This window comes from Streptomyces sp. NPDC043996, from assembly GCF_056435225.1.
The window spans coordinates 661,240-677,143 of the sequence record NZ_JBWKEY010000001.1 but is presented as its reverse complement, the minus strand read 5'-3'; the positions used below and the strand labels follow the sequence as shown (position 1 = coordinate 677,143).

At 69.8% G+C, this 15,904-nt stretch carries 20 protein-coding genes; 8 read left to right on the top strand and 12 right to left on the bottom strand.

The window, feature by feature from the left end; translation table 11 throughout:
* Positions 1-108: 108 nt before the first annotated feature.
* Positions 109-582, top strand: coding sequence for an RrF2 family transcriptional regulator (locus AC07A4_RS03055; RefSeq protein ID WP_478592073.1), 474 nt, complete (start codon positions 109-111; stop codon positions 580-582).
* Positions 583-616: 34 nt separating this feature from the next.
* On the opposite strand, the gene AC07A4_RS03050 is transcribed toward AC07A4_RS03055, so the two are convergent.
* From AC07A4_RS03050 to AC07A4_RS03020, 7 genes are all read right to left on the bottom strand, one after another.
* The gene (locus AC07A4_RS03050) at positions 617-1,930 is read right to left on the bottom strand and encodes an ABC transporter permease (protein WP_478592071.1); all 1,314 of its coding nucleotides are present in this window, start codon (positions 1,928-1,930) and stop codon (positions 617-619) included.
* Positions 1,927-2,613, bottom strand: a complete 687-nt coding sequence (locus tag AC07A4_RS03045) for an ABC transporter ATP-binding protein (protein WP_478592069.1) — start codon at positions 2,611-2,613, stop codon at positions 1,927-1,929. The genes AC07A4_RS03050 and AC07A4_RS03045 overlap by 4 nt, the downstream gene beginning before the upstream one ends.
* Complete coding sequence (locus tag AC07A4_RS03040; RefSeq protein WP_478592066.1) at positions 2,610-3,812, bottom strand: peptidoglycan-binding protein; 1,203 nt, start codon at positions 3,810-3,812, stop codon at positions 2,610-2,612. Before AC07A4_RS03040 ends, AC07A4_RS03045 begins: the two co-directional genes overlap by 4 nt.
* A gap of 80 nt (positions 3,813-3,892) precedes the next feature.
* Positions 3,893-4,786 (bottom strand): hypothetical protein, encoded by an 894-nt coding sequence (locus tag AC07A4_RS03035; protein ID WP_478592064.1) that lies wholly within the window; start codon positions 4,784-4,786, stop codon positions 3,893-3,895.
* A gap of 30 nt (positions 4,787-4,816) precedes the next feature.
* Positions 4,817-5,215 (bottom strand): hypothetical protein, encoded by a 399-nt coding sequence (locus tag AC07A4_RS03030; protein WP_478592062.1) that lies wholly within the window; start codon positions 5,213-5,215, stop codon positions 4,817-4,819.
* Positions 5,216-5,223: 8 nt separating this feature from the next.
* Positions 5,224-5,634 carry a hypothetical protein gene (locus AC07A4_RS03025; protein WP_478592060.1) on the bottom strand — a complete coding sequence of 137 codons (411 nt, stop codon included), beginning with the start codon at positions 5,632-5,634 and terminating at the stop codon, positions 5,224-5,226.
* Between the two features lie 407 nt (positions 5,635-6,041).
* Positions 6,042-6,866 (bottom strand): hypothetical protein, encoded by an 825-nt coding sequence (locus tag AC07A4_RS03020; RefSeq protein WP_478592903.1) that lies wholly within the window; start codon positions 6,864-6,866, stop codon positions 6,042-6,044.
* A 250-nt stretch (positions 6,867-7,116) separates the two neighbouring features.
* Here AC07A4_RS03020 and AC07A4_RS03015 point away from each other — a divergent pair, with 250 nt between their 5' ends.
* From AC07A4_RS03015 to AC07A4_RS03005, 3 genes are all read left to right on the top strand, one after another.
* The gene (locus AC07A4_RS03015; RefSeq protein WP_478592058.1) at positions 7,117-8,199 is read left to right on the top strand and encodes a glutathionylspermidine synthase family protein; all 1,083 of its coding nucleotides are present in this window, start codon (positions 7,117-7,119) and stop codon (positions 8,197-8,199) included.
* Between the two features lie 81 nt (positions 8,200-8,280).
* Positions 8,281-8,919: a hypothetical protein gene (locus AC07A4_RS03010; protein ID WP_478592056.1), complete on the top strand. Its 639-nt coding sequence runs from the start codon at positions 8,281-8,283 to the stop codon at positions 8,917-8,919.
* Between the two features lie 98 nt (positions 8,920-9,017).
* Positions 9,018-9,455: an ankyrin repeat domain-containing protein gene (locus AC07A4_RS03005; RefSeq protein WP_478592053.1), complete on the top strand. Its 438-nt coding sequence runs from the start codon at positions 9,018-9,020 to the stop codon at positions 9,453-9,455.
* On the opposite strand, the gene AC07A4_RS03000 is transcribed toward AC07A4_RS03005, so the two are convergent.
* From AC07A4_RS03000 to AC07A4_RS02985, 4 genes are all read right to left on the bottom strand, one after another.
* The gene (locus AC07A4_RS03000) at positions 9,452-10,330 is read right to left on the bottom strand and encodes a hypothetical protein (protein ID WP_478592051.1); all 879 of its coding nucleotides are present in this window, start codon (positions 10,328-10,330) and stop codon (positions 9,452-9,454) included. The genes AC07A4_RS03005 and AC07A4_RS03000 overlap by 4 nt on opposite strands.
* Before the next feature lie 112 nt (positions 10,331-10,442).
* Positions 10,443-10,724 carry a DUF397 domain-containing protein gene (locus tag AC07A4_RS02995; RefSeq protein WP_478592049.1) on the bottom strand — a complete coding sequence of 94 codons (282 nt, stop codon included), beginning with the start codon at positions 10,722-10,724 and terminating at the stop codon, positions 10,443-10,445.
* Positions 10,721-10,954 (bottom strand): DUF397 domain-containing protein, encoded by a 234-nt coding sequence (locus AC07A4_RS02990; protein WP_478592046.1) that lies wholly within the window; start codon positions 10,952-10,954, stop codon positions 10,721-10,723. The genes AC07A4_RS02995 and AC07A4_RS02990 overlap by 4 nt, the downstream gene beginning before the upstream one ends.
* Complete coding sequence (locus tag AC07A4_RS02985; protein WP_478592900.1) at positions 10,951-11,787, bottom strand: helix-turn-helix domain-containing protein; 837 nt, start codon at positions 11,785-11,787, stop codon at positions 10,951-10,953. The genes AC07A4_RS02990 and AC07A4_RS02985 overlap by 4 nt, the downstream gene beginning before the upstream one ends.
* Positions 11,788-11,935: 148 nt before the next feature.
* Here AC07A4_RS02985 and AC07A4_RS02980 point away from each other — a divergent pair, with 148 nt between their 5' ends.
* Complete coding sequence (locus AC07A4_RS02980; RefSeq protein WP_478592044.1) at positions 11,936-12,364, top strand: ATP-binding protein; 429 nt, start codon at positions 11,936-11,938, stop codon at positions 12,362-12,364.
* 15 nt (positions 12,365-12,379) lie between these two features.
* Here the strand turns inward: AC07A4_RS02980 and AC07A4_RS02975 are convergent, their stop codons facing one another.
* Complete coding sequence (locus AC07A4_RS02975) at positions 12,380-12,904, bottom strand: DUF6879 family protein (protein WP_478592042.1); 525 nt, start codon at positions 12,902-12,904, stop codon at positions 12,380-12,382.
* Positions 12,905-13,060: 156 nt separating this feature from the next.
* Between AC07A4_RS02975 and tnpA the strand changes: the two genes are divergently transcribed.
* The 3 genes from tnpA to AC07A4_RS02960 all read left to right on the top strand — a co-directional run bounded on the left by tnpA (position 13,061) and on the right by AC07A4_RS02960 (position 15,339).
* A complete protein-coding gene (tnpA, locus tag AC07A4_RS02970) occupies positions 13,061-13,483 on the top strand; it encodes an IS200/IS605 family transposase (protein ID WP_478592897.1) in 423 nt (140 codons plus the stop codon).
* The gene (locus tag AC07A4_RS02965; RefSeq protein ID WP_478592039.1) at positions 13,480-14,688 is read left to right on the top strand and encodes an RNA-guided endonuclease InsQ/TnpB family protein; all 1,209 of its coding nucleotides are present in this window, start codon (positions 13,480-13,482) and stop codon (positions 14,686-14,688) included. Before tnpA ends, AC07A4_RS02965 begins: the two co-directional genes overlap by 4 nt.
* Positions 14,689-14,814: 126 nt before the next feature.
* Positions 14,815-15,339 carry a DUF6879 family protein gene (locus tag AC07A4_RS02960; RefSeq protein ID WP_478592037.1) on the top strand — a complete coding sequence of 175 codons (525 nt, stop codon included), beginning with the start codon at positions 14,815-14,817 and terminating at the stop codon, positions 15,337-15,339.
* The last annotated feature ends 565 nt before the right edge of the window (positions 15,340-15,904 follow it).

Here is a 15,904-nt window from a genome sequence, read left to right as displayed (position 1 = left end):
CTGCCCCTGCGGCGTCCCGAATGACCCCGTGGCGCCCCACGACAGTATCCAGGACTAAATAGATCCGCAATATCCGAGATCTGGGATGTCCGAGATAGACTCACCGCCATGAAGCTGCCTGTGAGCACGGAGTGGGTGTTGCACTGCGCCACGTCGCTGGCGCAGCTCGACCCCGGGGCGACCGCGTCGGCCGCGCAGCTCGCGGGCTACTTCGAGCTGCCGCAGGCGTATCTCGCCAAGCAGCTCCAGCCGCTGGTGAAGGCGGGGGTCCTGGCCGCGACCACCGGCCCCCGGGGCGGTTTCCGCCTGGCCCGCCCGGCGGCCGACATCACCTTCCTGGACATCGTCGAGGCGGTGGACGGCGCCGCCGCTCCCTACGAGTGCCGCGAGATCCGCCAGCAGGGGCGGGGGGCGCTGCCCCCCGAGCAGTGCCGTGCCGTGTGCCCCATCGCCGCCAAGATGGCCGCCGCGCACGCCGCCTGGCGCGACAGCCTGGCCGGGGTGACCCTGGCGGACGTCCTGACGGAGATCCCCGAGGAGGCCCCGGCCCGCACCCGGCGCTTGCTGACCGGCGCGGGCTGACCGGCGCGGGCTGAGGGCCGCCGGGGCGCGAGCGTCACCGGCGCAGTGCCTCCACCGGCTGCACCCGGCTCGCCCGCCACGCGGGATAGAGCCCGGCGAGGACGCCCGTGCCCAGGCCGATCGCCGGTGCGATGGCGACGGTGGCCGGGTGGATGACGGGCGTCCAGTCCCGGGCGATGGCCACGGCGAGCACGGTGCAGCTGCCGACACCGCTGCCGACGAGGCCGCCGAGCGCGCCGAGCATGCCCGACTCGGCGAGGAACTGCCCGGCGATGTGCCGGGCCCGCGCCCCAAGGGCCCTGCGCAGCCCGATCTCGCTGGACCGCTCAAGGACGGAGACCAGCGTGATGTTGGCGATGCCGACGGTGCCGACCGCCAGGCAGATCGCCGCCAGGAGCAGGAACAGGTCGTTGAGGTCGGAGGTGACGGACCCGCGCAGGGACTTCGGGTCCGGCGGCGAGGCCGACTTGAACCTGCTGACGTGCGCGGGGTCGAGGGCCAGTGGCGCTTCGGCGGCGATCTGCCGGGCCGCTCCCATGTCGGTGGTGATGAGCATCTTCGCGCTCTTGTCCCGTGGGGCTCCCCAGAGTTCGCGCGCGGTGGTGTCGGGGATGAGCACCGACATCAGGAGGTCGGGCTTGCGCTGGACGTCGGACAGGACGCCGATGACCACGAACGGCTTCTCGTCGATGAACAGGGCCGGGCGGGTGCTCAGCGTGGTGATGCCGAGGCTTTCGGCGAGGCCGGTGCCGATGACGGCGACGCGGTCGCGCTCGGTGGCGTGGAAGGCGTCGAAGGTCCGGCCTTCGTACAGGACGGGTTCGATGGCCCGCAGCAGCCCGGGGGTGGCGGCGACGACACCGGGCTGCTCCCCGGCGGAGCCGTCGAGGGGGGTGGCGCGGACGGGGAGGCCGCCGCCGGTGCCGGAGACGTTCCAGTACACGCCGGTGCCCCGCACTCCGCGCAGCCCGCCGACGCGGGCGTCGGCGTCGCGGGGGAACGGCGGCCCCGTCGTGTCGTCCTCGCCGGTGTTGTCGGACACGGTGACCTCGGTGGCCTTCAGGGTGTCGAAGCGCGAGTCGATCTGGGACGAGGCGGTGGCCGTGAGCCCGAGGATGGTCACGAACGTCGCGACGCCAAGGACCGTGCCCAGGGCGGTGAGGGCCGAGCGCAGGGGGCGTTGCAGCAGCCCGGCGGTGGCCTCGGCCGCCAGATCACGCGCCGAGAAGCGCCCGGAGCGCGTCCGGTGGAGTCTGCGGAGGCGGGGGAGGCGGGGGAGGCGGGGGAGGCTGCGGAGGTGACGGAGTCGAGGGCGCCGGGGCCCGGCGCGGCGGAGCGTCGGTCTCACGGCCGCCCCACCACCCGCTCGCTCACCACACCGTCCCGAAGGGCGATCCCGCGCTGCCCGCGCCGGGCGACCTCGTCGGAGTGCGTGATGACCACCATGGTCATGCCCGAGGCGTGCAGGTCGTCCAGGACGTCGAGTATCTGCCGGGCGGTGACGCTGTCGAGGTTCCCCGTCGGCTCGTCGCACAGCAGGAGCGAGGGCCGCCCGGCGAGGGCCCGCGCGATCGCGGCGCGCTGCTGCTCGCCCCCGGAGAGGGTGCTGGGGGAGGCGTCGAGGCGGTGTCCCAGGCCGACCCTCCGCAGTTCCTCCCGCGCCCGCCGCGCGCGGACCGCGCGGGGCACGCGCTGGTACATCATCGAGAGTTCCACGTTCTCGGTGACGGAGCGGTGGGGCAGCAGGTGGAAGGCCTGGAAGACGAAGCCGATCCGCTCCGCGCGCAGCCGCGCCCGTTCGTGCTCCTTGAGGGAGGCGACGTCGGTGCCGTCGAGGCGGTAGTCGCCGCCGCTGGGCACTTGGAGCAGGCCGAGGATGTTGAGGAAGGTGGACTTCCCCGACCCCGACGGGCCGACCACGGTGACGTACTCGCCTCGGTGGACGCGCAGGTCACAGGGTTTGAGGGCGGGGACGGGCGGCGGCCCCGGGTAGGTCAGGCCGACCTGGCGGAAGTCGATGACGGGTGTCACGGGCCGCCACCGCCGTGACGCGCGCGCCCCACGATGACCTTGTCCCCTTCATCCAACTTCCCCTGGACGGCGGAGACATGGACGTACCCGTCCCCCACGGACCCGGTCCGCACGGCGACTTGGCGCGTGTCGTCGCCGGACACGACGGTCACCGTGGTCCGCGCGTCCGCACGGGCCGTGACCGCCGAGGTGGGGACGACCAGGACCGCGCCCTTGGACGCGGCCGCCTCGATGGCGAGTTGGACGTCCTGTCCCATCAGGGCGGCGGGCAGGGGCCCGTCAGGTTCGATCACCGCCGTGGACCCCGCGCCCCCTTCCTCTGAACCCTCAGCGCCCTCCGCGTCTTCAGCGCCGCCCTTGGAACCCGCCGCCGACGCGGTCCGCGTGACGGACGTGACGCGCCCCGTGGCCTCAGCCCCAGACGTCTCCGCGGTGATCCGTACGCGCTGTCCGCGCCGTACGAGCCCTTCTTCGTGCTCGCCGAGGCGGCCCTTGACGATCAGATCGCCGCTGGAGACCGTCATGACCTCCTCGTGGGCCTCGTCGCCGACGCTCGCCCGGAGCTTGTCGACGCGCGCGGGAAAGGCGGGCAGGAAGACCACCTCGTTCGCCGGGACCATCGCCCCGGCGGCGCCCCGCCCCTCGCTCCTCGGGCCCTCGCCCGTCCGGACGGGCGCGTATCCCATACGGGTGTACAGCGCGGCCACAGCCGCCTCGGTCCCGGGGCCGAAGTGCCCCGGCCGGTCGCTGTTGCGGGGGCCGCCCAGGCTCGCCAGGGCCTTCTGCAGCTGCTTGATGTCGTCGCCGCGGGCGCCCGGCTTCAGGTCCCGGTAGGCGGGGATGGCCCCGCGCAGGGCGAAGACGGGCCGCCCCGACACCTCAAGGAGCATCTTGCCCGGGGTGACGCGCCCTTGGGGCGTGACCCGGACCTTGGTGACGATCGCCCGCGACGCCTCCGTGTCCCGCGCCTCGGCCCTCACCTCGACGGTGCGACCGGCCGACACGCTTCCCCTGACGACGAGGTGGTTCTTGAGGACGCGGCGCTCGACGTCCGCCGTCAGGACGTCGGGCCGGGGCGGCCCCTTCTCCGCGGCCACCTGCCGCGGTGACTTCACGAAGGACCCCGCGGTGACCCCCGCCACGCCGAGAACGACGGAACCGGCCACGATGACGGTCCCGAGCCGCCGCGGCCGCGACATCTTCCTTCTGGCCTTCAACCTGGCCCTCAACCTGGCCTTCAACCTGGCCTTCAACGGCCCCTTGCGCGCGAGCATCGGACTCAGCGGCCCGCCGTCCGGCCGGAGAGCACGTCGTTGGCCGCGGAGACCTGCTCCTTGAGCTTCGTCCTGACCTCGTCGAGGGCGGCCGCGTTCTCCTCCACGGCCCGCCGCTGGTACCCCATCTCGACCGAGGACCACACGCCGACGACGTTCGCCTTCCGCTTGCACCGGACGTCCGCGACGGCCAGGTTCCGCTCCCGGCTTGTGGGCTCGTCGGACACCTTCCCCTCGCGTTCCAGGACGTTGATCGGTGTCTGGTGGGAGTACCCCTTCTCCTTCATGCAGGCGCTCCACTTCCTGAACACCGCGCGCACGCGGCTGTCGTTCCTGGCCTGGTCGCTGGATTCCAGGACCAGTTCGTCCGCGAGGCGCACGTCGACGTCCCTGGGGCCGCTGGCGAGGATCGTCCTGCTGGACTGCCGCAGGCATCCGCCCTGGGGGACCTTGATGCCGCGCTGTTCCTTCACGCGGCCCATCAGCACGGCGTCCTCGTCCTTCGAAGTGGTCGACGGGGGGCGGGTGGCCGACCGCGGGGCGCTGGGGTTGCGGTAGCCGTAGCGGCGGGCTTCGCCCTCGTCGGTCACTCCGTAGACGCGCGGCTTCGGAAGGTCGTCCGCGGCGGCCCGCGCGCCGAAGCCGTAGCGGAACCCGTACGTGCGCATGCACTTCGCCGTCAGCATCTCGATGGCCTGGTCGAGCGCGCGCCCCTCGGCGGGCGAACCGCGGTAGCTGTCCAGCGGATACGTCAGTCCGCTCGCGCTCACCCGGTGGACGATGTCGACGTCCGGCTCGCGCCCCCCGGTGTCACCGGAGTCCTGGTCGCCGCACCCGGCCAGCGTGAGCACCGCGGCCATGGAGACGACAGCGGCCACCGCGTGCCTTCCGCTGATCATGATGACTCTTCCCTCCCTGAGGAAGACCGGTCAGTTCGGGTGCTTGCCGAACCAGTTCACGAGGTACTGCCGGGTGTTCAAGATGGGCCCTTTGGACCGGTTGAGGTCGTCGCCTCGGGTACGCATCGACTTCTGCATGCCGTCGATCCTGCGCGTCGGCTCACGGAAGCGCCCGGCGTCCGAAGAGCCCTTCATGGCGGTCTTCAGGCGGTCCAGCTCCTCCGAGACGCTCAGCAGGTAGTCGCCGCAGTCGCCCTCGCCGCACCCCGACTGCAACGTCGCCTGCACCCGCGCCCAGGCGTCGCTCACCGGCTCCACGGCGGCGTCCTCGCGGCGGTCGGGACCGTCGTCGGACGACTGGGCGCACGCGGTGACGTGACTCAGCAGCAGCGCGCAGACAGCAGCGACACCGGCGCGGTATCGAGACACGGAGGTCCCTACCTGTAGTGCAGGTGGGAGCTGAAGGCGTTCTTGCGGCTGGCGGGCAGCTCGGGCCAGTCGCTGTACCCGATCGGGCCGCCCTCGCCCTCGCTGCCGTACTTCCAGACCTTGAAGCACCAGCCGTCGTAGTCGTAGTACTGGCACGCCTTCACGTTGTACTTCTTGTCCCGCAGCTTCACCGAGGCGCTGTTGTTGTTGATCTTCCCGCCGCTGCCCCGGTACTTGAGGCTGCCGTAGGCGCCGAAGGAGAAGGCGAAGTCAAAGATCCCGGACCGGTACGCGCTGTTGTAGTACAGGCAGAACTGGTCCGCTTTGCACTTCATGCTGGCCGCGGCCTCGGCCCCGGACGCGGTGGCCGAGCCCCCCACCGCGAGCAGTCCGGCGGCCATGGCCCCCGCTGTGGCCATGCTGGCAAGCCGATGGAATGTCACGTCTGCCTCCGTCTGGATCGGTCGACTCACTGTAGGTACGGCCCACATTTTTCACGGTTGTTAATTTCAGAGGCGGCAAGCAACTGGCTTGAAAACAACCACAATCGGAATGCTCAGGTATCACCTACAGCCCGCATGAGACGTGCACGCGCGGAGGGAAATGGAACGGTGAACCAAGTATTCCGCATCAGCACAGGTTGGCTGGTTAACGATGACCAACACCCCTAGATTTGCTGCCGGGACCCGTAAAGCCAAGCCGGCGAGGTGATCAAGGCCGTCCGGCGTTTGAGGACGAGGCGCGAAGCGCCAACGCAGTTGAGCGGAGGGCCGGGGGCAGCCGCCCCCGGATCGGGAAGGGGCGGGCCTGGGGCGCCCCGCGAGTCCTAGCCTTCGGCCGTCCCCTCCCCGAACCGCGCCAGCCCCAACGCCCCCACCACAGCCACCGCGAACCCCACCACGGCCAGCCACCCAAGCCCCTCCCGCGTCTGGTCCCCGAGCCAGGCCACCCCCACCACCGCGGGCCCCACGGTCTCCCCGATGACCATCCCGGCGGTGGCGGCGGTCACCGAGCCGCGCTGGAGGGCGGAGGTGAGGAGCAGGAAGGCGGCGCCGCCGCCGAGAAGGAGGGCGTAGACGGCGGGGTTCGAGGTCAGCGCCCCCGGAGAGACGCCGTCGACGAGGCGCACCCCCACCTCCACGACCCCGAACCCGAGCCCGGCCCCGAGCCCGAGCAGCGGCCCCCGTGCCCGCTCCGGAAGCCGCCCCGCCGCCGCGCCGAGCAGCAGGACGGCCAGGGCGACGCCCAGCATCGCGTACCGCAAGACCATCGAACCCGACGATTCCCCTTCCCCACCGGACGCGAGCCCGAGCATCGCGAGGCCCGCGCACACGACCCCCACCGCACCCCACTCCCTCCCGCTCAGCCGCACCCGCAACAGCCGCGCCGCGACGACCGCCGTCACGGCCAGGGAGGCGGCGAGGGCGGCGCCGACGGTGTAGAGGGGCAGGGAGCGCAGGGCCACGATCTGGAGGAGGAACCCGAGCCCGTCGAGGCCGAGCCCGACGACGTACCGCCACTGCCGGGCCGCGCGCAGCAGCAGCGCGGGGTCGACTCCGGACCCCGTGCCGGGCGCGGTGGAGCGCGCGGCCATCGCCTGCAGCACCGAGGCCGTGCCGAAGCAGACGGCGGAACCGAGCGCGCAAATCATCCCAAGGGTCACAAAGCGACTTTAGGGGAGGGGGGAGCGGGGAAGCACGGGCGGCGGCTCTCTAAGGTGGGGCGCTGATCGCGTACGTACAAAGTGCGTGGCAGGAGTACGACACGGGGGAGTGTCACCTGGCATGGCGGCAGAGAAGAAGCAGAGAGCGGAAGAACAAGGACCCGCGCGGCTGCGGCTTCGGCCGAGCGGCGTCGCTCCGGGCCGTCCCGGCATCCGGGGCGGGTGACCCCGGACCGCCATGGAACGCCGCACCACCACACCCCGCCCCGGCTGGCAGCGCACGGTCGAAGGGCAGGGCCTGAGCTGCCCGCTCACCCGTCACGCGGACGGCGTCGCGCGCCCGTACTGGGACGAGTCCGCGTACTACGTCTTCACCCGGACCGAGGTGAGGGCGCTGGCGGACGTCGTCGAGGAGCTGCACGCCATGTGTCTGACGGCGGCCGCGCACCTGGTCGAGCACGACCGCCTGGCTGACGTCGGCATCACGGACGCGCGCCTGGCCGCGCTGGTCACGCAGGCGTGGCACCGCCGCGCCGAACTGCCGTCGCTGTACGGCAGGTTGGACCTGCGCTACGACGGCGTCGGCCCGGCCAAGCTCCTGCGGTACGACGCGGACACCCCGACGTCGCTCGTGGAGGCGGCGCGCCCGCAGCGGCATTGGCGGGAGGAGCGCTTCCCGGACGCCAGCCAGTGGAACTCCCTCCACGAGCGCCTCGTCGCCGCCTGGCGGACGCAGGCCCGGTCGCTGCCGCCAGGCACCCCGGTGCACTTCGCGCACTCGGCGGGCGACGGCCTCGGCGAGGACCTGATGACGGTCGCCTATCTGCGGGAGACGGCCGATGAGGCGGGCCTCGCCACGGAGTCCATCTGCGTGGAGGACATCGGCTGGGACCGCCTGTCCGGCCGGTTCGTCGACCTGCGGCTCGGGTACATCCGCTCCTGCTTCAAGCTGTACCCCTGGGAGTCGTTGACGACGGACCGCTTCGCACCGTACGTCCTGGACACCCTCGACAACGGCGGCGGCGGTACGGGTACTACGCGATGGATCGAGCCCGTGTGGAAGATGCTCCTGGCCAGCGAGGCGCTCCGCGCGGTCCTCTGGGAGCTGTACCCGGGCCACCCGAACCTCCTGCCCGCGCACCTCGACGGCTCCCACGCCGACGCCGCCGCCCACGTCGACGGCAACCGGGTCGTGCTCGGCGCGTGGGTCGTGGCCGACGAGGCGGCGGGCCTCGGCATCCGGGAGTACGCGGGCCCGGCCACGGACGCGTACGCGTACGCGTACGAGTACGCGCGGTTCGTACCGCACGTGGTGCTCTGACCTCGGCTACACACCGTCCGCCCCCCTTATTCGTCACCCCCCACCCAGTCCCCCCACATGAATCACAGGATCAGGAAGCACATGAGCACTCAGCGAGCAGTACAAGTCCGTCGGCGTCTCGGCCTGGCGGCCACCGCCGTGATCACCGTCGTGGCCGTGGCCGCGTGCGGCGGTTCCGACGGCTCGGGCAAGAAGCGGGGCGGTTCCGGCGGTTCCGGCGGCGCGGCCGGTGAGGCGTCCGAGGCGCCCAAGAACCTCAAGGTCGGCCAGGCGGGACCGGTGCAGGAGGTCACCCGCTACAACAAGACCGGCAAGTTCGAGATCACGCCGACGAAGGTCAGCCTCGGTAAGTCGGAGGACCTCAAGGAGCTCAACGACCCGAAGAAGTACAAGGACCAGAAGGTCGCCTGGATCTACGTCAAGGCCAAGCACGTCGGCGGTCCGGCGGTGAAGGAGCCGATGGTCATGAGCAACGTCGGCGCGGAGACCGTGAGCGGCGGTCCCGCGCGGAAGTTCATCGTCATCGGCTCGCTCTCCAGCCAGCCCGCCGACTGCAAGGGCAGTGACGCCAAGAAGCAGTACGGCAAGGACGACTTCTGGAAGCCGGGCGAGGAGCGCACGGTGTGCGAGCCGTACCTGATTCCGGCTGACACCGAGGTCAAGGCCGTGACGTACTCCCAGGGCTTCTACAAGGAGCCCATCAAGTGGGCGCTGCGGTAGCCCTGTCCAGGGGCGGGGGACGGGCTTGGGGCCCGTCCACCCGGCCCGGTGCGCCGAAGCCTCGGATCCCCGTGGCACCGGCAGTTAATCTCAGTGCCATGAACCACCGGAAGCAAAAGAAGCTCTCCCAGCGCCTCTTCAGCGCGACGCTGATGGGCGACACCGCCACCGTGAAGGCGGTACTGCGGGCGGGCATCGCCCCCAACAAGCCGTACAGCGATGGCACCACCCCTCTGTATCTGGCATCCGTCACTGGAGAAGCAGACATAGTCCGCCTCCTCCTCAAGGCCGGTGCCTCCCCCGACGCCGAGAGCAAGGGCGGAATGGGCTCGGAGGGTACTCCGCTGTGCGCGGCCGCGTGCTGGGGACGCACCGGAATAGTGCGGGAGCTGTTGGCGCACGGCGCCGATCCGAACGCGCGCGAAGACCACGGAAGGGGCCGCTCCCCGTTGGATTGGGCCAACCAAGGTCCCCACCCTGAAACCGCCGAACTTCTCACCGCGGCGGGAGCTCTCGACCAGCTGGTAACGGCCTAAGCGCGGTGCGCGCGCAGCGCCGCGCGCACGGCGGGCGCGCCCCGGGCCGTTTCGGCGGCTCCGTGGCGCCTCCCTGCCTCCGCCCGCTCCTGGCGGCACGGCCCGCACCGGTCCTCCCCGGCCACCGGCCGGAACAGCGTCGGCCGCGTGTGCGGGCCCGCGCACTCCCGCAGGGCGGCGACCTGGGGCTGCTCCGCCGCCGTCGCGCGGGGCGGGGCCGGGTCGCTGAGCAGGTAGCGGACGAGGCCTCCTGGCCGGTGGATGACCGGGGGCAGGTTCCGTCGGATCTCGTTGCGTACGTCGTCGGGGGTGTGCCCGAGGGCCAGCCACCGCCCGGCGAGCTCGGTGAGCTGGGGCAGCATGCCGCGTGGGACGCGGAGCCGGGGGTCCAGGTCGGGGAGTCCTTCGACGAGGCGGTGCGCCTCCGGCTGCTCGGCGCGCTCCGGGGGAGGTTGGGGGGTGTTCACCGGGGGTGTCGCTTCTGGAAGGCCGCCGACGGTTCGGCACTCGGGTGCGCCGACGGTCGGCTGCCGGTCACTCGGCGGCGCGGCCCCGTCCCGTAACGCGACGGCCTCCGCCGATGCCAGCGGTACGTTCGCGATGAGCTGCCGGGTGCTCCAGCGCCCCCGCTCGCGCTGCTCACGCCACTCGTGGAAGTAGCCCTCGGCCTTCAACTCCCGCTTGGCCCGGTTGAATCCGGCCCGTCCGATGCCTGCGCTGCGCGCGGTGGCGGAGAGGGGTTCGTCCACCCCGTCCGGCAGGGAGAGCTGCCAGGTCAGGAGCCGTACCGCGTCCGAGCAGAGCCGGGGGTGGCGGAGGATCTCGTTCGGCACCTGGGAGAAGAAACGGGCCGGGGCGATAACATGGCGATGCATTGTCGGGTGCTCCTTTGTCAGCACTCGGCGTGAAGGCCCTCGCTGCTGGTTGCCGCCAGCGCGGGGGCCGTTTATCTGCGGTCACCGTACATCAACACGCGTGTGCGTACGGTCACTTCGGGGTGCGCCGTATGAAGTCCTCCCAGGCGGCGGGCGTGACGGTGAGGTGGGGGCCTTCGGGGTTTTTGGAGTCGCGGATGTGGATGGTGGTGGGGGTGGGGGCGACTTCGACGCAGTCGGCGGTGTCGGCGGTGCTGTGGGTGCTCTTGCGCCAGCCGACTTCTACGCACTCGGGCTCATCGGCGCTGCTGTGGCTGCTCTTGTGCCAGGCCACTTCGACGCAGTCCGGCCCGTCATCGGTGCTGTAGCTGCTCTTGAACCACTCCCGTGTCATGTGTCTCCCCGTACTTTCTCGATGAAGCCCACCCAGGCGGTGGGGGCGACGGTGAGCTGGGGGCCTTCGGGGTTTTTGGAGTCGCGGACGTGGATGGTGGCGGGGGTAGGGGCGACTTCCACGCAGTCCGCTGCGTCGGCGGTGCTGTAGCTGCTCTTGCGCCATGCCACTTCGACGCAGTCCGGCTCGTCGGCGGTGCTGTAGCTGCTCTTGAACCACTCCGTTGTCATGTCTCTCCCCGCACTTTCTCGATGAAGGCCAGTGAATCCCGAGGTGTGAGAGCCTGCGCCCGGATCATGCCATAGCGCATTTCGAGGATCTGGAGCTCTCGCGGATCGGTGATCACTCGGCTGATGAACTGGACTTCGAGGTGTCCGAGCGTGGTCCCGTTCTTGAGCTTGAGGAGCCGGAGTGGCCCGCCAAGCCCGGCGTTCTCCTCACGGTCCAACGGCAGGACCTGAACGGTGACGTTCCGCAACTGCCCGACCTCCAACAGGCGTTCGAGTTGCCTCTGCATCACCATCCTTCCCCCGTTGGAGCGCCGCAAAGTCGACTCACACTGCACAAAGCCGAAAACGGGTAGGCCTGACGCGTTGTCGACGATCTTTTGTCGAGCCACTCGGGCAGTCACGCGTCGCTCGACCTCGTCCTCAGGGAAGGGGGGTTGCCGGTTCCGGACCTCGGCTTCCGCGTACTCCTTCGTCTGCAACAACCCCGGGATCACCGTGTTGTTGTACGAGCACACCTCGACGGCCCGCGCTTCAAGCTTGGCCAAGTCCCGAACCTTCTTCGGATACCGCGCCTTCTCCGCATCGGGCTTCAGTGCCGCCAGGTGCCCACCCGCCCCCAGGAGCTCATCCGCCCGGTCTAGAAACTCCGGCCTCGGAATCCGCGCCCCACGCTCCACCTTGTGGATCAGGTTCTCCCCGTACCCCATCCGCTCCCCGAACTGCACCACCCGCAGCCCCGCGGCCTCGCGCCAGCACTTGATCTGCCGCCCGATGAGTTCGGCGATGGCGCTGGACTCGTCGTCGGTCTCGACCTCCCAACCCACTTCGTCCATGCCCTCGTTACCGTTACCGTTGCCGTCCAAGGGGTACCTCCCGTGGTCACGGGTACGGTTGGTACGGGTGGGGACACCTTCGTACAGCCACCGTACGTACTGGCATCGTCACTGTTCAGGCTAGGCGCCAGCCGCCACGCTCAGTTATGTGAATCCAGAAATCACCCGAACCACGCGTTCCGCGTGGCCCGCGCGGAGCTACCGCGTGCTGCTGCCCGCCACGCATCGTGGCGCACGCCGCGCCAGGCTGCTGGCGATCGAGAAACTCCGGTCCTGGGGACTGCCGTTCGAGGACGCGGGCCAGATCACGGCCGAGCTGGCGTCGAACGCGGCGGTGTACGGGCGTACGCCTGCGCGGGAGTTCACGCTGGTGCTGGAGGCGAGAGGCGACGGCGTACTACGCATCGAGGTGACGGACACGCGCGGTGACCGGCTGCCGGTGCTTCGGGACCCGGACGGGGAGGACGAGTCGGGCCGGGGCATGCTGATCGTGACGGCGCTCGCGGACCGCTGGGGCGTGGAGGTCGAGACGGGGGCGCGGCCGCGCAAGACGGTGTGGGCGGAGCTGAACGGCTGAGGGAGACGCCCGCGCTCAAGACCGCTGGTGCCGCTCCCAGTAGGCGGCGAAGGGCACGGCGGCGGCGAGGGCCCGGTCGCGGTAGCCCTGGTACTCGCTCAGCCGGTCCCCGGGCAGCAGCTCACCACTGATGAACGCGCCGGTGTCCGAGTAGTGCATGCGGTACACGTCCCGGTCGTCGAACACCCAGAAGTCGTGGTCAGGCAGGCCGTCCACGGTCTGCTCGGCGCGGTCGATGATCCCGATGGATTCACCGGCGGTGATGTTGCCGGGGTAGGCCGCCAGTTCGTACCGCAGATAGTCAGTCAACGGGGAGGTGAGGACGTGGACGCGGGACACCCGCTTGCCCTGGTCGGTCATGGACCGGACCCAGGGGTTGTCGTGCCACTCGGGACCCATGTCGCCACCGGCGAGGAAGCGGGCGATCTCGTCCCGCTCCTCGTCCACGTCGTACTGGGACAGGGTCTCAAGCCGAAACGCGGTCCGCTCGAAGGTGTCGAAGAGCCGCCCGAAGGCTTCACCGGTCAGCTGGGTGTCCATCAGGACCTAGCCAGGGGACGCCCCGCTTTAGCGGGGTGGGGAATGGCTTCTGGCCCCTGCTCTGACCTCGACTGTGCGTACGGAGTCGCACTGTTCACCTGGGCCCACCTTTCTGCCGCACTAGACCTGTGGCGTACGTATAGTGATTGTGTGACCGTGGCCAGGAAGGTTCGCCGATTCTCCGGTGGCGTGTACGACCTCGGGCTCCACATCGTGTGGTGCCCGAAGTACCGCCGTCCGGTCCTCGCCGGCCGGGTCGCGGAACGACTGGACGAACTGATCCGGCAGAAGGCCGACGAACGCGGATGGGAGATCATCGCCCTTGAGGTGATGCCCGACCACGTGCACCTGTTCGTGAAGCACGGCCCGAAGTCGTCGGCCTCGTACGTGGCGAACCAGTTCAAGGGCTTCACGTCACGCGTGCTGCGCGAGGAGTTCCCGCACCTGAAGTCGCGGATGCCCACGCTGTGGTCGTCGTCGTACTTCGCGGCCTCGGTCGGCGCTGTGTCGGCAGCCACGGTCGAGAAGTACATCAACACCCAGTGGGAACGCCCTTGGAAGAAGGGGGACGGCTCGTGATCCGCGCCTACAAGTTCCTCCTGCGCCCCACGGCCCGTCAGACGGCAGCGCTCGGCGAGATGCTGCGCGACCACCGCTCCCTCTACAACGGCGCCCTCCAGGAACGCCGGGACGCCTACCAGCACATCTCGAAGACCAGCGTCCGGTACGGTGACCAGTCCGCCCAGCTCAAGGAGATCCGCTCGTTCGACCCTGAGCGTCAGGGCCGCTGGTCGTTCTCCTCCCAGCAAGCCACCCTGCGCCGCCTCGACAAGGCGTTCCAGGCGTTCTTCCGCCGCGTCAAGGCCGGACAGACGCCGGGCTACCCGCGCTTCAAGGGCGTCGGGCACTTCGACACCGTCACCTTCCCCAAGGACGGCGACGGCTGCCGCTGGGACTCCACCCCCTACGACGCGCAGACCCGCGTCCGTCTGCAAGGTGTCGGGCATATCCGCGTGCACCAGCATCGGCCCGTGCAGGGCCGCGTCAAGACGATCTCGGTAAAGCGTGAGGGAAACCGTTGGTACGTCGTCCTCTCCTGCGACAACGTGCCCGCCGAGGAACTGCCGCCCACCGGGGGAAACGTCGGTATCGACATGGGCGTCGCCCACTTCCTGACCGCCTCGGACGGCGAACACGTCGCCAACCCGCGCTTTCTTCAAGCGAAGGCCGACGAACTGGCCGAAGCGCAGCGGCACCTCGCGACGTTCCCGAAGCGGACCCGGCAGCGCACCAAGCGCCACCGCGCCGCCGCCCGGAAGGTCGCCAAGCTGCACGGCAAGATCCGGCGGCAGCGCGCCGACTTCCACCACAAGACCGCCCGTACGCTGATCGCCGACCACGACGTGATTGCGCACGAACGACTCAACACGGCGGGCATGACCAAGAGCCCCGCACCCAAGGCCAACCCTGAGCAGCCCGGCAGCTTCCTGCCGAACGGTGCTGCCGCGAAGGCCGGACTCAACCGCAACATCCTCGACGCGGGTTGGGCGCAGTTCCTCGGAATCCTGGCGAACAAGGCTGAGAGTGCCGGTCGCCTGGTGGTTCCGGTGGACGCGCGCAACACCTCCCGCACGTGCCCCGAGTGCGGGCATGTCACGAAGGAGAACCGCGCCACCCAAGCGAAGTTCGAATGCACGGCGTGCGGGTTCGCGGCGAACGCGGACCACGTCGGCGCGACGAACGTCCTCAACAGGGCCGGGCTGGCCCTCTGCGCGGCGGCTTAGCCACCGACACAGGAAGCCCGCGCGTTTACGCGTGGGTGGAGTCACGTTTTCCCTTCGTCCGCAGGGCGGAGCGGGAAGGATAGCGTGAGCCGCGCATTCGGCTGCGGGTTCTGAGGGAGGCTGACCGTGCTCTTGGACGGCGACGGCTGGCGTCGGTTCTTCGACGCCTTCGAGCGGGAAGCGTGGCGGTTCGAGGCGCAGCCCACGTACATCATGCCCAAGGAGCAGGCGAACGTGGCCCGTTTCCTGCGGGGCGAGGACAAGCCCGCCGACCACAACGTCCGCTGGCACGATCGGGTGCGCGGATACGCGGAGTCCGGCAGGCGAGTCGGCCGTGTCCGCGTCGTACGCCAACCGCTTACGGACTACCAGCGGTACCAGTTCGCTTGGGGCATCCCCGGCAACATCGCGGCGGGCGAGGACATCCGGGTCCTGGACGTGACGCGGGACGACCACGGCCTGCCACTGACCGGGCGGGACTGGTGGCTGTTCGACGAGACCCGCGTGGCCCACCTGAACTTCCGGCCGGACGGCACGCAGATCAACCGCGAGGCCTATGAGGGCGACCCCGCCCCCTACCGGGAGTGGAAGCGGATCGCCCTGGAACGCGCGGTGCCCTTCGGGGAGTACATGAAGGGCTTTGACGTCTGACCCTGGCCCAGCGATTACTGTTCACCGCAGACTCTGTACGCCTCGTGGATAGGTATCGTAAACAGTCGGATCAATAACTCGGCCATGTTCAACCCGCTCCGTCAGCACCTCTTCCCGTTTAGCGATCGACCTCCTACGCTTCTTCGCGCAAGTGAAGCCGAACAGGAAGCAGGTGGCGGATGAGAACGATGGCTCCGTGGCCCATCAATGCCATCGACAAGTCCGGATGCGATCATCGGGTCTGGGTTCACAAGAATGTGAACAAAAAGGTGATGAGTACTGTATTCGGCCGGGGCAGTACGCTATCGGAATGCGTAAGATCAAGTATCCTGCCTGGATTGTCGTCGGCGAAAAGAAGACGTGCCCTCCCGGCACGGGCCCTTGATGGCATGCGGAACCCCGCCGATGCCGCATCGGCGGCAGTGAGAGTGTGAGGTATGCCGGAGCTGTTATACGAGTTCGCTCTAGTGTCATCCGATGAAGTGGCTCTGAGCACTGGCGAGATAGAAAACTATGCTGACGAACCCGAAGTGGCTCCTGCCCACTTCACGACGTATGCGGTTTC

Bases quoted from the DNA above. Each gene is read 5' to 3' on its own strand.
- AC07A4_RS03055 (WP_478592073.1), top strand. From the start codon at position 109: ATGAAGCTGCCTGTGAGCACGGAGTGGGTGTTGCACTGCGCCACGTCG.
- AC07A4_RS03040 (WP_478592066.1), bottom strand. From the start codon at position 3,812: ATGTCGCGGCCGCGGCGGCTCGGGACCGTCATCGTGGCCGGTTCCGTC.
- AC07A4_RS03035 (WP_478592064.1), bottom strand. From the start codon at position 4,786: ATGATCAGCGGAAGGCACGCGGTGGCCGCTGTCGTCTCCATGGCCGCG.
- AC07A4_RS03025 (WP_478592060.1), bottom strand. From the start codon at position 5,634: ATGGCCACAGCGGGGGCCATGGCCGCCGGACTGCTCGCGGTGGGGGGC.
- AC07A4_RS03020 (WP_478592903.1), bottom strand. From the start codon at position 6,866: ATGATTTGCGCGCTCGGTTCCGCCGTCTGCTTCGGCACGGCCTCGGTG.
- AC07A4_RS03015 (WP_478592058.1), top strand. From the start codon at position 7,117: ATGGAACGCCGCACCACCACACCCCGCCCCGGCTGGCAGCGCACGGTC.
- AC07A4_RS03010 (WP_478592056.1), top strand. From the start codon at position 8,281: ATGAGCACTCAGCGAGCAGTACAAGTCCGTCGGCGTCTCGGCCTGGCG.
- AC07A4_RS03005 (WP_478592053.1), top strand. From the start codon at position 9,018: ATGAACCACCGGAAGCAAAAGAAGCTCTCCCAGCGCCTCTTCAGCGCG.
- AC07A4_RS03000 (WP_478592051.1), bottom strand. From the start codon at position 10,330: ATGCATCGCCATGTTATCGCCCCGGCCCGTTTCTTCTCCCAGGTGCCG.
- AC07A4_RS02995 (WP_478592049.1), bottom strand. From the start codon at position 10,724: ATGACACGGGAGTGGTTCAAGAGCAGCTACAGCACCGATGACGGGCCG.
- AC07A4_RS02990 (WP_478592046.1), bottom strand. From the start codon at position 10,954: ATGACAACGGAGTGGTTCAAGAGCAGCTACAGCACCGCCGACGAGCCG.
- AC07A4_RS02985 (WP_478592900.1), bottom strand. From the start codon at position 11,787: ATGGACGAAGTGGGTTGGGAGGTCGAGACCGACGACGAGTCCAGCGCC.
- AC07A4_RS02975 (WP_478592042.1), bottom strand. From the start codon at position 12,904: ATGGACACCCAGCTGACCGGTGAAGCCTTCGGGCGGCTCTTCGACACC.